The sequence below is a fragment of the Dysosmobacter sp. Phy genome (assembly GCF_054476235.1).
Map to the genome: position 1 here is coordinate 1,989,088 of NZ_CM136997.1, position 13,496 is coordinate 2,002,583.

The window sequence follows — 13,496 nt, forward strand, 5'->3', positions numbered from 1 at the left end:
CGTGCAAACGCACGGCGCCGCTTCTCTTTTTTACAGGCTCTTGATGAACCGCTCGATCCGGTCCAGGCCCTCTTTCAGGTCTGCGTCGGAGTAGCAGTAGGACAGCCGGATGTACCCCTCGGTCCCGAAATAGATGCCGGGGATGGCGCCCACCAGGCTCTCTCTGAGCATCCGCTCACAGAAGGTGATGGAGTCCATACCGTACTTGCGCACGTCCACGAACACATAGAAGGCGCCCTGGGGCTCCTGGATGGCGAAGCCCATATCGGTCAGGCGCCGGTAGATGTAATCCCGCCGCTTGCGGAAGATCTCCACCATGGGGGCGGTGTCGCTCTCCAGGGCCTTGACGCAGGCAGGCTGGATGAAGGCGGGGACGGAGGTGACGGCGTACTGGTGGAACACCTCCAGCCGGCTCTTCACGGCCTTGTCCGCCAGCAGGTAGCCCACGCGCCAGCCGGTCATGGCATAGGGCTTGGAGAAGCTCTGGACCACCACGATCCGGTCCCGCATGTCCTGGTACTCGGCAAAGCTGTGGTAGCCGTCCACATAGGTCAGCGTCCGGTACACGTCGTCGCAGATCACGAACACGGGCCGGTCCTTGAGCACCTCGTGGATGGCGTCCAGGGTCTCCTTGCTGTACATGCAGCCGGTGGGGTTGTTGGGGGAGGTCAGGATGATGGCCTTGGTCCGGGGGGTCAGGGCCGCCGCCAGGGCTGCGGGGTCGATCTGGAAGCCGTTGTCCTCCGTGGGCAGGAACACCGGCACGCCCCGGCACAGGCGGGTGATGGACTCGTACAGGCCGAAGGCGGGGGTGGGGATGATGACCTCGTCGCCGGGGTTGAGGAGGGTGTTGAAGGTGGCGGACAGCGCCTCCGTGGCGCCCACGGTCACCAGGATCTCGTCGGGGCCGTAGTGCAGGCCGTGGCGCTCCGCCTCAAACTTGGAGATGGCCTCCAGCAGGTAGGGGAAGCCGTTTCCGGGCGGATAGTGGGTGTCGTTGGCGTCCAGGGCGGCCTTGGCGGCCTCCTTGATGGGGTCCGGGGTGTTCAGATCCGGCTCCCCGATGGTCAGGGCGCAGGCGCCGGGGGTGTCCCGCACCAGAAAGGTGAACCGGCGGATGCCGGACAGCTCCACGTTCATGACCGCGTCATTGAGTCTCAGGTCCATGGGTTTCACGCTCCTTTTTCTAATGAATTCCAGTATATGCGCCGGAAAAAGGGATGTCAACGACTTCAAAACAATTTTTCTCTTCCGCGGAACAGAAAAAGGCCGCCCGTCAGGGCGGCCTTTTCGGCGGATGCATTACCGGCAGCGGCGGTATTCCAGGGGCTGGTCATAGCCGAAGGTCCGCTTGCCGTTCATCTCCATGGACTCGGAAACCACCAGAACCTCGGGGGTGAACCGCTCCCACAGCTTGAATTTCAGCACGGGGGTGAACATGCTCTCGCTGCCGCCCTCCCAGCCGCCGTCCCTGTACTCGTACAGGGCGGGGGTGAACTTGGCGGAGGGGGTCAGGTCGGCGTAGTTCAGACGGCCCAGGCTCTCCGCCCGGAAGGTCTCCTTGGTGTAGGGGGCGGGCATGTCGTAGCTGGTCAGCTTCACCCGGCCGCCCGGCTCCAGGGTGAAGAGGAACAGGTGGGGCATGGGGTTGGTGCGGCCGTTCACGGTGTAGTCGCTCTCCTCCAGCATAAAGACGCCGTCAAAGTTCTCCGGCAGGCCGTCGATGCGGTCGTTGAGGACGGTGTTCACGTGGCGTGCGGCGGGGTAGCCCTCCACGCCCTGGGCCTGGAAGGCCGCCAGCTGGTCCCGGTTATTAAAGGTGCCGGTCAGCAGGGAGACAAATTCCTGAAGTGCGCTGATAAAAATTCCTTCTTTCTGTTCTCAGGCGGCGTTCTCTGCCGTCTGGTCGGGGGACGTGTCTGTTGGGGCTGATGAGCCGTAGTAGTCGCCCAGGCTCTCGGCACGGAAAATGGTGTACAGCACCACCTTGTCTCCGCCGCTCCCAACGGTCAGCTCCTGCGGGGTCTGGTTCCGGTCAAAGCTGATGAGCACACCGTCTCCCACCTGCAGCATGGCCACCCTGGGATCGTCCGCCGCGCTGATCTGGTAGTAGACCGCGCCATGCTCCGCGTTTTCACCGGCGCCCAGGAAATACTGGGTGCTGCCGCCAATGACCGCCGTGCGGATATCCGTGATCTCAAACTGGGCGGGCCCCAGGTCTCTGTCACCGGACTGATCCACCCCGGCCTCCTCCTGTTTGATAATGCCGTTGTCCGCCAGGGCTTGGCGGTAGCTGGTCTCGCAGGCGGCCACGGTGGCGCCGGTGGAGACGATGGAGTACTGCTGGACGTTGACCATGGCATACATCTTCACCAGGCCGTCCTCGCCCTTGAGGGCCATGAAGTAGGTGGGCTGGTCCGCCACGTTCAGCAGCAGGGGGAAGGTGGCGATATAGCGCATCTGCTGGACCTGGCTCTGGGCGCTGGCCTGGGCGGAGGACTCCGTGGCACCGGCCACCGTGTAGAACTTGGTCTCCTTGGTCCGCTGGTTGCTCAGCAGGAAGCCGATATTGGACTGATCGGTGGTGACGGAGGTGACGCCGGTGTACATATACACGTCGTCTCCGATGGCGATATAGTTATAGCCGTCGGTGGTGACCTTCACGTCCCGCTGGCCGAAGATGGAGTTCAAAAAGCCGTTGGCGTACATGCCGTAGTAGTCGTACTGCTCCATAATGAGGTCCGCCACGTACACCTGGTCCACCCAGGAGGGGACCTCCTCATAGTACTGGCTCTCGCCGGTGACGGCGTTGACCAGCACGGCGCCGTGGATGTCGGTGCCGCCGAAGAGGCCGATGGTTTTGACCATCCGGGGGCAGACCCAGAAGGGCGTGCCCTCCTCGTCGATTTCAAAGACGGGGTTGGCGAACATATAGGTGGGGTAATGGAACCGCAGGTGCCGCTGGAGGTTTCGGCCGAAGTGCTCGGCGGTGGTGTAGCGGATGCCCTCCTCCAGGCGCACCACCTCCACGTCCTGGGTCACCATGTCCACAATCAGGTAGGCCGGCAGACCCTCGGAGCGGTTGGTGAACCACTTGATAAGGTCGGCGTATTCCAACGTCGCCACCCGCACAGGCCGGCCCTGATAGTTGATCTGGGTGAAGCCCTCCTGGACCTCAAACTGGGACACCATGTCCGCCAGCTCACCCAGTTTCCGGGTAGCCAGACGCTCGGCGGAGTCCTTGTCCACCATGGGGATCTGGTCATAGGAGATCTCCTCCACCTCGGCGGCGAAATCGCCGGACTCGACCGTGAGGAGCTCAGCGTAGCTGCCGGCCCGGATCACCACCCAGGAGCTGGCAGCGCCCACCAGGATCACGGCGATCAGTGCCGCCACGGCGAAGAAGGGGATGGTGCACTGCTTTTTCACAAAGTGGAAATAGCCCTTGGCGCCGTCTCCCTGAAAGCCGGAGGTGAACACGGCGCACACGCAGTACACCGCGCAGACCAGGAAGAGGAACACATACAGCTCCTCGGCGTGGAAGTTCAGAGCGGGCAGCTCGATATAGAAATAGCCCAGGGCGAATACCAGCGTGACCAGCAGGTTGATGGCGATGCGCCCGGCGGGGCTGCCCACGGCCTTGCGGGATTTGCGGGGCTTTTTGGGTGGGGGCGTGAAGCCGCCCTGATTGTTCTGGGCGCCCGCACCAAAATTCCCGAAGTCGAATCCGCCGAAATTGAATTGGATCGGCATGAAGTCGCTCCTTTCTCTTCTTTTAAAAATTGAAATTCATGATACAGGAAAAGTGTGAATAAATCAAGTATCCCTCACAGGCCATTCCTGATTCCTCCGGCAGAAAGATACCGTCCGGTAAAAAGCATGGAAAAAGCGGCCCCGCCAAAAGGCGGGGCCGCTGCAATAGAAACATCTGTGCGGAAGGGGATTACTGAGCAGCCATCTTCCGGGCCTTGGCCTCAGCCTTGTTGCGGAACACGTCGATGGTGACCGCCAGGATGATGACGGCGCCGATGACGATGTACTGCACGTTGGTCTGAGCACCCATCAGGTTCAGGCCGTTGCGGATAACGGCCATCAGCAGAGCGCCGATCAGGGTGCCCCAGATGGTGCCCTTGCCGCCGGTGAAGGAGGCGCCGCCGATGATGCAGGCCGCGATGGCGTCGGTATCATAGGTGGAGCCGGCATTGCCGTTGGCGGAGGCCAGACGGCCCACGGACACCACACCGGCGAGACCCGCGGTGAAGCCGGAGAGGGCATACACGAAGGTCAGCACGTTCTTGGAGGGGATACCGGACAGCCGGGCAGCCTCGGGGTTGCCGCCCACGCAGTAGATCTGACGGCCCAGAGCAGACCGGGTCAGGAACACGTGGAAGATAGCGAACACCACCAGCACCAGAATGAAGCTGAAGGGGATGCCGGGGAAGCTGCCGAACTTGAGCACGGAGCCGCTGCCAATCCACATCAGGCCGTCCACGCCGGTGTTGGTGAAGGCGATGGACTTGGAGCCGGTGATGACCAGGGCAATGCCCCACAGCACGTTCTTCATACCCAGAGTGGAAACGAAGGGATGGGGCAGATCCAGGCGGGTGAGCAGCGTGCCGTTCATGAAGCCGGCGAAGGTGCTCACGGCCAGGCCAACCACGATCAGAGCCACGGGGTTGGTGATGCCGAAGTTCTGGACCATGACGCCGATGGTGCAGGTGCACAGCACGCAGTTGGAGCCCACGGACAGGTCGATGCCGGCGGTGATCAGGGCGCACAGCATACCGGCGGCGATCAGGCAGTTGATGGACGCCTGCTTCAGGATGTTCATAATGTTGCTGAGCTTCGGGAACTTATCCGGCATCAGGGCACAGAAGATGATGATCAGAATGACCAGGGCCAGCAGAGTGCCCAGCTTTTGCAGAAGCTCTTTCCCAGAATTCTTTTTCATATCAGTCTAACTCTCCTCCCCAGGCCGCTTTCATGATATCCTCAGAGTTGAAGTGCGGGGTGTCACGGTCGATGTTGGCCATGACGCGGCCGCCCCGCATGACCACCACATGGTCGCTCATGGCCAGGATCTCCGGAAGCTCGGAGGAGACCATGATGACGCATTTGCCGGCCTTGACCAGGTCGTTCATGACGCGGTAAACCTCGATTTTGGCACCCACGTCGATGCCGCGGGTGGGCTCGTCGAAGATGAAGATGTCCGCGTCGGTGTTGACCCACTTGCCGATGACCACCTTCTGCTGGTTGCCGCCGGAGAGCTGGGCCGTCACCTCGTCCAGAGACGGGGTCTTGATCTTCAGAGCCTCCACGTTTTCCCGGCCGGAGGCCTCGATCTTGCTCTTGTTCAGGAAGGGGCCGTTGGAAAAGCCCTTCATGTTGGCCAGGATCAGGTTGGTGCGCACGTCCAGGGACAGCACCAGGCCCTGGCCCTTGCGATCCTCGGTGAGGAACGCAATCTTTTTCTGGATGGCGTCTTTGGGAGAGCGGATATGTACCTTCTCGCCCTTGACGTAGACCTCGCCGCTGTCCAGCTTATCGGCGCCGAACACGGCCCGCATGGTCTCCGTCCGCCCGGCGCCCACCAGGCCGGCAAAGCCGGTGATCTGGCCCGCGTGGGCCTGGAAGGAGACGTCGTGGAGCACACCGGCCTCGTTGAGATTCCGGCCCTCCAGCCACACGTCGCCCTTGACGCCGAACTCCTTGGGATAGAGGTTGTCCAGAGTCCGGCCCACCATGGCGTTGATCAGGGAGTCCTCGGTCATGTTGCCGATGTCCTCGGTGACGATGTGCTCGCCGTCCCGCATGACGGTGACACGGTCGCACAGCTCGAAGAGCTCCTCCAGTTTATGAGAGACGAACAAAATGGCCACGCCCTTGGCCTTGAGGCCCCGGACAGTCTCCACCAACTGGGCGATCTCTTCCTTGCCCAGAGAGGAGGTGGGTTCGTCCATGATGATCAGCCTGGCGTCCAGGGACACAGCCTTGGCGATCTCCACCATCTGCTGCTGGCCCACGCCCAGCTTGCCGCTTTCCATTCTGACATTGATTTCCGGATGGCCCAGCGTCTTCAGGGCGGCCTCTGCCTCCGCGTGCATCCTGGGATAGTCCAGAAGGCCGTTTTTCTTGATGGCGCGTCCCATAAAAACGTTATCCGTCACAGACAGCTGCTTGACGATGTTCAGCTCCTGGTAGACACAGGCGATACCGGCTTCGCGGGATTGGACGGGATTGCGGAAGACCTTTTTCTGGCCATCCACGAAGATCTCGCCCTCCTCAGGCGTATGGACGCCGGTGAGCACCTTGATGAGGGTGGACTTGCCGGCGCCGTTCTCACCGATCAGGCCGTGGATCTCTCCAGGCCGGATACCAATGGACATGTTTTTCAATGCGACGACACCAGGAAAACGTTTGGTAATGTTTTTTAGCTCGACCACATACTCACTCATGCGATTACCTCGTTCCTTTCCTGATTTCTTCGGTTCCCGCCGCCGCGGGAGGAGAAAAGAGTTTGCGCGGAACGGGAATTTGGCGGCAGACATCGCTGCCGCCAAATTCCACAGTTCTGTTCAGATGTACTGATTTGCCGAAAGGCTTAGCCCTTCATGGCGGCCAGGCTGTCCAGGTACTCCTGGCCGTTCTCGGCGGTGACGACCTCGACGGGGGCGTTGATGACCTCGTCCACGGTCTCGCCGTTGATGGCCTTCAGAGCGGCCTCAACAGCCTGATAGCCCATCTGATAGGGCTGCTGGGCGACGGTGGCCTTGACCATCTCGCCGGCCAGGATCAGGTCCACGGCGGACTGGTTGCCGTCGAAGCCGACAATGATCATGTCCTCAACACCGGCGGACTTGCAGGCGTTCATAGCGCCGATAGCGGTGTCGTCGTTGTGGCACAGGACGATGTCGATCTGATCGGGATAGGCGTTGAGCAGGTCCTCCATGGTCTTGGTGGCGCCGTCAGTGGTGTTCTGGCCGGACAGAGCCTCCAGAACCTCGATGCCGGCCTCAGCGCAGGCGGCCTCATAGCCCTCGCGGCGCATGTTGGAGGTGTTGTCGCCCTCCTGGCCGTAGATGATGACGGCCTTGGCGCCCTCGCCGGCCTGCTCAGCGGCCCACAGGCCACCCTGCTTGGCGGCGTCCACGTTGGAGGTGCCGACGAAGGAGGTCTGACCCTCGATGCCAACGTTGGTGTCGACGGACAGAACGGGGATCACGCCGATGGAGCTGGCCAGAGCACCGGAAGCGGCGCCGGCGTCATTGGGGGCAACGATGATGGCGTCGCAGCCGGCGCCGATCTGCTGCTCGATCATAGCGACCTGCTGCTCGATCTCGCTCTCAGCGCCGGGGCCGACAACGGTCACCTTGACGCCCAGGTCAGCGGCGGCAGCGTCGCAGCCGGCCTTCACATAGCTCCAGTACTCGGAGGACAGGGTCTTCAGGACGACGGCGATCTCCACGTCGCTGGCAGCGGCGGCGTCGTCAGTGGTCTCTTCAGCAGCGGTGTCATCAGTGGTCTCCTCGGTAGCGGTGTCGCCGCCGCCGCAGGCCACCAGGGACAGAGCCATGATCAGAGCCAGGAACAGTGCAAAGAGTTTTTTCATGCTTCTTTTCTCCTTTTCGCGTTTGTTTCGACTTTCGCCGACTTGAAAATTCCGGAACCTGTTAACGGTAAAATCGATTAACAAAAGTCCCGGTAAACGCAAACAAAGTGTAGCACGGAGACTGTCCGCCGTCAATAACATGGAAGAAAAACCGTTGTTTTCCCAAAAAATATGCAGTTTGGTTTGTGAATAATATGAAAACAATTTTCGGCGCCGACAAAAAAAGAGGGAGAGATTTTACATGGATTTTACATTGCCCTTCGCGGGCGGTTCCCGGGGAGGAAAACACCCCCTCCGCTGCCGCCTGTAAAGGGCGTTGTCACTTCCGCAGAAAATGCAGGGGCCCCTTTGGCTAAATCGGAAAAAATCCAAACAGACCTGGAAAAACCGTTGATTTTTTTTCCAAACGATGATAGGTTAAAGAGGTAAAAACATGCTCCCAGACTTGTTGTATGTGGTTCTGTGAACGAACACAGATGCAACGTTTTAATGTTTTGAGGCGGAGGCTTCAGCTGCCGCCGGGGAGATGTGGTAGAGTGCTATTAATTATTAAGGAGGACGTTCTTCATGTTTGATCCCAATCGCGTGTTCCTGGGCATCGCGCCCATCGGCTGGTGCAACGACGATATGCCGGAGCTGGGCGGGGAAAACACCTTCCAGCAGATCGTCAGCGAGATGGCCCTGGCGGGCTTCACCGGCTGCGAGATCGGCAACAAGTATCCCAAGGACCCCGTTGAGCTGAAAAAGGCCCTGGATCTGCGGGGCATGCGCATTGCCAGCCGTTGGTATTCCTCCTTTATTCTGACCCGTCCCTTTGAAGAGGAGGAAAAGGACTTCATCGCCAACCTGGACTTCCTGGCCGCCGTGGGCGCCAACCGCATCAACGTCAGCGAGCAGAGCTACTCCATCCAGGGCCAGATGGACACCCCCGTCCTCACCGGCGGCCACAAGCACGTCATGGACGACGCCGAGTGGGACCGCTTCTGCGACGGGCTGAACAAGCTGGGCAAGATCGCCGCGGACCGTGGCTTCAAGCTGTGCTTCCACCATCACATGGGCACCGTGGTCCAGACCAGCGAGGAGACGGACCGCATGATGGCCAACACCGATCCCCGGTATGTGTTCCTGTGCTATGACACCGGCCACTTCACCTTCGCCGGCGAGGATCCCCTGGCCATGCTGAAGAAGTACGCCGACCGGGTGGGCCACGTCCATCTGAAGGATATGCGCCTGCCGGTGGTGGAAGAAGTGAAGAAGAACAACTGGTCCTTCCTCCAGGCCGTCCGCAACGGCGCCTTCACCGTCCCCGGCGACGGCGACGTGGACTTCGACCCCGTGTTCAAGGTCCTGGCGGACGCCGGCTACACCGGCTGGCTGCTGGTGGAGGCCGAGCAGGATCCTGCCAAGGCCAACCCCCTGGAGTATGCCATGAAGGGCCGCAAGTACATCCGGGAGCACACCGGCCTGTAAGGTCCCGCGTACCCATGCACGCGTTCAGACTATTTAATTAGGAGATGTTTCCGATGACCTATTTTAATAAGAACGCAGAACTGAAAAACGGCTACAACGCCTATATCGACTCCGCCGTGGACGACATGGGCACCCAGATGGACATTGGCCTGCTGCTGATGGAGGCCGGCGACACCTACACCATCGAGGAGCCGGAGAAGGAGAGCGCCGTGCTGCTGTTTGCCGGCAAGGTCACCTTCCAGTGGAACGGCGAGACCGTGGAGGCCGACCGCCCCGACTGCTTCCATCACGACGCCTACTGCCTGCTGGCCCCCCGCAAGACCAAGATTGTCCTGACGGCTCAGGGGCACAGTGAGCTGTATATTCAGAAAACCATCAATGAAAAGGACTACGAGGCCGTCATGTACAGCCCCGACAAGGTCCAGGTGGAGCACAAGGGCTTCGCCGGCGAGCTGATGGGCTGCATGTCCCGGGAGATCAAGACCTTCTTCGATCTGGACAACGCCCCCTTCTCCAACATGGTCCTGGGCGAGGTGCTGAACCTGCCCGGCAAGTGGTCCTCCTATCCGCCCCACCATCATCCCCAGCCGGAGGTCTACTTCTACCGCTTCGACTATCCCGACGGCTTCGGCGCGGGCTTTGCCAACGGTGAGATCTTCAAGACCGGCCACAATGGCTGCGCCGTCATCAACCACGGCTTCCACTCCCAGACCGCCGCGCCGGGCTACGCCATGTGCTATGCCTGGGGCATCCGGCATCTGGACGGCGATCCCTGGGACAAGACCCGCATTGACGATCCCGAGCACGCCTGGCTGTGGAAGGCCGACGCCAACGACCACATCTATCCCAATCACTGACAGGAGGTAACCGTCATATGAAAACCGTTCGTTTGACCATGGCCCAGGCCCTGGTCCGCTTTCTGGAGAACCAGTTCATCGAGGTGGACGGCGTCCAGACCCGCTTTGTCCGCGGCATGTTCATCATCCCCGGCCACGGCAACGTGGTGGGCCTTGGCCAGGCGCTGAGCCAGGAGGCCAAGCACCTGGAGGTCTACCAGGGCAAGAACGAGCAGGGCATGGCCCAGGCGGCCGTGGCCTTTGCCAAGCAGATGAAGCGCAAGCAGATCTTCGCGGTCACCTCCTCCGTGGGCCCCGGCGCCGCCAACATGGTCACCGCCTGCGGCACCGCCACCGCCAACAACATCCCCGTGCTGGTTCTGCCCGGCGACGTGTACGCCTGCCGCCAGCCCGACCCCGTGCTGCAGCAGGTGGAGCAGACCCACAACCTCTCCATCTCCACCAACGACGCCTTCAAGGCCGTGTGCCGCTACTGGGACCGCATCGTCCGTCCCGAGCAGCTGATGAGCGCCTGCATCTCCGCCTTCCGGACTCTGACCGACCCGGCCAACACCGGCGCCGTGTGCCTGGCCATGCCCCAGGACGTGGAGGGCGAGGCCTATGACTACCCCGTGAGCTTCTTCGCCAAGCGCGTGTGGCGCCTGGAGCGCCGCCCTGCCACCGAGGCGGCTCTCGCCGACGCGGCGGAGGCCATCCGCAAGGCCAAGCACCCCATGCTGGTGTGCGGCGGCGGTGTCCGCTACTCCGAGGCCCACGAGGAGTTCAAGCACTTCGCTGAGGCGTTGAACATCCCCTTCGGCGAGACCCAGGCCGGCAAGAGCGCCGTCGTCTGGACCCATCCCCTGAACCTGGGCGGCCTGGGCGTCACCGGCTGCTCCGCCGCCAACGACATCGCCAAGAAGGCGGACCTGGTCATCGGCGTGGGCACCCGCTACACCGACTTCACCACCTCCTCCAAGTGGCTGTTCAAGGACACCTGCAAGTTCGTCAACATCAATGTCTCCGAGTTCCAGGCCCTGAAGCTGGACGCCATCCCCGTGGTGGCTGACGCCAAGGACGCCCTGCCGCGCCTTGAGAAGCTGCTGGAGGGCTACAAGAGCGGCTACACCACCGAGATCCAGGCCGCCAAGGACAAGTGGCTCAAGGAGCTGGAGCGTCTGGACGGCATCACCTTCGAGGACAAGAAGTCCTGGAAGCCCATCATCAACGACGCCAACGCCGACTCCGCCAAGCGCTTTGCCGCCGATCTGAAGGCGGGCCTGTGCCAGACCACCGTTCTGGGTGCCATCAACGCCATGATGGCCGACGAGGATGTGGCCATCGGCGCCGCCGGCTCTCTGCCCGGCGATATGCAGCGCATGTGGCGCCCCCGTGCCGTGGATACCTACAACATGGAGTACGGCTACTCCACCATGGGCTATGAGGTGGCCGGCGCCCTGGGCGTGAAGCTGGCCATCGGCGACAAGCGGGAGGTCTATGCCTTCTGCGGCGACGGCAGCTTCAACATGCTCCATGGCGAGCTGGTCACCGCCTGCCAGGAGCACAAGAAGATCAACATCTGCCTGTTCGACAACGCCAGCTTCGGCTGCATCAACAACCTCCAGGTGGGCCACGGCAACGTGACGCTGTGCACCGAGCTGCGCTACCGCAACCGCGACGGCCTCTTCGGCGACTTTATGGACATCGACTACGCCAAGGTGGCCGAGGCCTACGGCTGCAAGGCCTACCACGTTCGCACCATGGAGGAGCTGGTGGCTGCCTTTGAGGACGCCAAGAAGGTGAAGAACCGCCCCGTGCTGTTCGACATCAAGGTCCTGCCCAAGACCATGACCGATGGCTACGGCTCCTGGTGGCGCGTGGGCGACACCGAGGTCTCCGAGCGCAAGGAGAACCTGGAGGCCTACAAGAGCCACCTGGCTCACGTGAAGGACGCGCGCAAATATTAAAAAATGCCTCCAGGGGGGATTCCATCGTCTGGATATGGACTCACCGTTACCACCACCGGCAGCATAGCGAGGCCAATATGTCCCTTCCCCGCATAGCGAGGGGCTGCGGCCAGCGGAGTTCCGGCAGGCGCTGCCTGTCTGGAACAAGCGGGCGTAAGGGGGGCCGGGGTGAAATTTGGGAGGTTCATTATGGAATGCCCTTTCTGCGGTCAAGAAATGGAAGCAGGCTTTCTCCAGAGCACAGGTGGCGGAGCCGTCTTCTGGACGGAGAAGCCAAAGGCGTTCTCCACTTTGTTGAACCCTGATATTATTGGAGAACACGACTGGATTCATGGCTTCTCCGCTCCCGCCCTCCGCTGCACCGTGTGCAGGAAGATTATCGTTGCTTACTAAAAATCCTACCATACTACAATAAAGGAAGGTCATTATTATGGATAAGGTTCTGAAAATCGGCATCATCGGCTGCGGCGCCATCGGCAAGGATCACTGCCGCCGCATCATCGAGACCGTCCCCGGCGCCACCGTCGTGGCTGTCAGCGACTATGTGGCCGCCGCTGCCGACGACACCGCAGCCAAGTACGGTATCCGCTCCTACGGCAACGACTGCGACGGCATGATCAAGGATCCCGAGGTCGAGGCCGTGGTCATCACCTCCATCGATCCCACCCATCATGACTACGTCATGAAGACCCTGGCCGAGGAGAAGTGGTGCTTCTGCGAGAAGCCCCTGAGCCAGAACGCCAAGGACTGCGAGGAGATCATCAACCGCGAGCTGGAGATCGGCAAGCGCCTGGTCCAGGTGGGCTTCATGCGCCACTATGACCGCGGCTACGCCGAGATGAAGCGCATCATCGACTCCGGCGAGATCGGCAAGCCCCTGCTGATCAAGGCCTGCCACCGCAACGTCTCCCAGGGCCCGGGCTTCAAGACCGAGAACGGCGTCACCAACGTGGCCATCCACGAGCTGGACATCTGCCGCTGGCTGCTGGACGACGAGTATGAGGACGTCCAGTGCGTCAAGGTCCGCCAGTCCTCCAACTCCGACAAGGGCTACGACAATCCCCAGGTCATGCTGATGCGCACCAAGAAGGGCTGCTTCATCGACGTGGAGGTCCAGGTGGCCGACGGCTACGGCTACGACATCCAGTGCGAGGTGGTCTGCGAGAACGGCACCGTGAAGCTGCCCGACCCCTACGCCGTGGTCTGCCGCTCCCGTCCGGCCGGCTGGGACAGCGTGAAGCCCGCCGAGTCCATGCCCATCATGACCGACTGGAAGGAGCGCTTCATCGAGGCCTATGACATCGAGTTCTGCAAGTGGGTGGAGTCCGTCCACGCCGGCAAGCTCACCGGTCCCTCCAGCTGGGACGGCTACGTGGCCTGCGTGGCCGGCGACGCGCTGAACGCCTCCCGCGGCACCTCCCAGTTCCTGAAGGTGGAGACCATGGAGAAGCCCGAGCTGTACAAGTAAGATCGTTCCTGCAAGCCGCAGGGCCGCCCTACTGGGCGGCCCTGTTTCTTTTTGTTTTTCTTTGTTTACAATTTCTCCCTTGCTTTCGCGGCGGGATAGGCGTACCATCAAACCAAGAAAACAGGACAGGCCGCCTGCCGGCCGGA

At 61.5% G+C, this 13,496-nt stretch carries 11 protein-coding genes; 5 read left to right on the forward strand and 6 right to left on the reverse strand.

All coding sequences use genetic code 11. From position 1 onward, the window contains the following. Nucleotides 1-30: 30 nt before the first annotated feature. From ACVDHE_RS09690 to ACVDHE_RS09715, 6 genes are all read right to left on the reverse strand, one after another. Complete coding sequence (locus tag ACVDHE_RS09690; protein WP_213037885.1) at nt 31-1,167, reverse strand: pyridoxal phosphate-dependent aminotransferase; 1,137 nt, start codon at nt 1,165-1,167, stop codon at nt 31-33. Between the two features lie 135 nt (nt 1,168-1,302). After that, nucleotides 1,303-1,860, reverse strand: a complete 558-nt coding sequence (locus ACVDHE_RS09695) for a hypothetical protein (RefSeq protein ID WP_458886171.1) — start codon at nt 1,858-1,860, stop codon at nt 1,303-1,305. A 21-nt stretch (nt 1,861-1,881) separates the two neighbouring features. Beyond that, a complete protein-coding gene (locus tag ACVDHE_RS09700) occupies nt 1,882-3,753 on the reverse strand; it encodes a CvpA family protein (RefSeq protein ID WP_458884440.1) in 1,872 nt (623 codons plus the stop codon). A gap of 190 nt (nt 3,754-3,943) precedes the next feature. Next, the gene (locus ACVDHE_RS09705; protein ID WP_458884441.1) at nt 3,944-4,951 is read right to left on the reverse strand and encodes an ABC transporter permease; all 1,008 of its coding nucleotides are present in this window, start codon (nt 4,949-4,951) and stop codon (nt 3,944-3,946) included. Between the two features lies 1 nt (nt 4,952). Then, nucleotides 4,953-6,386, reverse strand: coding sequence for a sugar ABC transporter ATP-binding protein (locus ACVDHE_RS09710; RefSeq protein WP_458884442.1), 1,434 nt, complete (start codon nt 6,384-6,386; stop codon nt 4,953-4,955). A gap of 215 nt (nt 6,387-6,601) precedes the next feature. Then, complete coding sequence (locus ACVDHE_RS09715; protein ID WP_458884443.1) at nt 6,602-7,609, reverse strand: sugar ABC transporter substrate-binding protein; 1,008 nt, start codon at nt 7,607-7,609, stop codon at nt 6,602-6,604. A gap of 567 nt (nt 7,610-8,176) precedes the next feature. Between ACVDHE_RS09715 and iolE the strand changes: the two genes are divergently transcribed. The 5 genes from iolE (at nt 8,177) to ACVDHE_RS09740 (ending at nt 13,350) form a co-directional block, all read left to right on the forward strand. Continuing rightward, on the forward strand, nt 8,177-9,079 hold the full coding sequence (iolE, locus tag ACVDHE_RS09720; protein WP_213037889.1) for a myo-inosose-2 dehydratase: 903 nt from the start codon (nt 8,177-8,179) through the stop codon (nt 9,077-9,079). A 53-nt stretch (nt 9,080-9,132) separates the two neighbouring features. After that, nucleotides 9,133-9,936, forward strand: coding sequence for a 5-deoxy-glucuronate isomerase (locus ACVDHE_RS09725; protein ID WP_458884444.1), 804 nt, complete (start codon nt 9,133-9,135; stop codon nt 9,934-9,936). Between the two features lie 17 nt (nt 9,937-9,953). Further along, nucleotides 9,954-11,882 carry a 3D-(3,5/4)-trihydroxycyclohexane-1,2-dione acylhydrolase (decyclizing) gene (gene iolD, locus ACVDHE_RS09730; RefSeq protein WP_213037891.1) on the forward strand — a complete coding sequence of 643 codons (1,929 nt, stop codon included), beginning with the start codon at nt 9,954-9,956 and terminating at the stop codon, nt 11,880-11,882. A gap of 189 nt (nt 11,883-12,071) precedes the next feature. Beyond that, nucleotides 12,072-12,275, forward strand: a complete 204-nt coding sequence (locus tag ACVDHE_RS09735) for a PF20097 family protein (RefSeq protein WP_213037892.1) — start codon at nt 12,072-12,074, stop codon at nt 12,273-12,275. 37 nt (nt 12,276-12,312) lie between these two features. Next, nucleotides 12,313-13,350, forward strand: a complete 1,038-nt coding sequence (locus ACVDHE_RS09740) for a Gfo/Idh/MocA family protein (protein ID WP_213037893.1) — start codon at nt 12,313-12,315, stop codon at nt 13,348-13,350. Nucleotides 13,351-13,496: the final 146 nt, after the last annotated feature.

Coding starts and splice junctions, on each gene's coding strand:
- ACVDHE_RS09710 (WP_458884442.1), bottom strand. CDS start 6,386: ATGTCCATTGGTATCCGGCCTGGAGAGATCCACGGCCTGATCGGTGAG.
- ACVDHE_RS09715 (WP_458884443.1), bottom strand. CDS start 7,609: ATGAAAAAACTCTTTGCACTGTTCCTGGCTCTGATCATGGCTCTGTCC.
- ACVDHE_RS09700 (WP_458884440.1), bottom strand. CDS start 3,753: ATGCCGATCCAATTCAATTTCGGCGGATTCGACTTCGGGAATTTTGGT.
- ACVDHE_RS09735 (WP_213037892.1), top strand. CDS start 12,072: ATGGAATGCCCTTTCTGCGGTCAAGAAATGGAAGCAGGCTTTCTCCAG.
- ACVDHE_RS09725 (WP_458884444.1), top strand. CDS start 9,133: ATGACCTATTTTAATAAGAACGCAGAACTGAAAAACGGCTACAACGCC.
- ACVDHE_RS09705 (WP_458884441.1), bottom strand. CDS start 4,951: ATGAAAAAGAATTCTGGGAAAGAGCTTCTGCAAAAGCTGGGCACTCTG.
- ACVDHE_RS09740 (WP_213037893.1), top strand. CDS start 12,313: ATGGATAAGGTTCTGAAAATCGGCATCATCGGCTGCGGCGCCATCGGC.
- iolD (WP_213037891.1), top strand. CDS start 9,954: ATGAAAACCGTTCGTTTGACCATGGCCCAGGCCCTGGTCCGCTTTCTG.
- ACVDHE_RS09690 (WP_213037885.1), bottom strand. CDS start 1,167: ATGGACCTGAGACTCAATGACGCGGTCATGAACGTGGAGCTGTCCGGC.
- iolE (WP_213037889.1), top strand. CDS start 8,177: ATGTTTGATCCCAATCGCGTGTTCCTGGGCATCGCGCCCATCGGCTGG.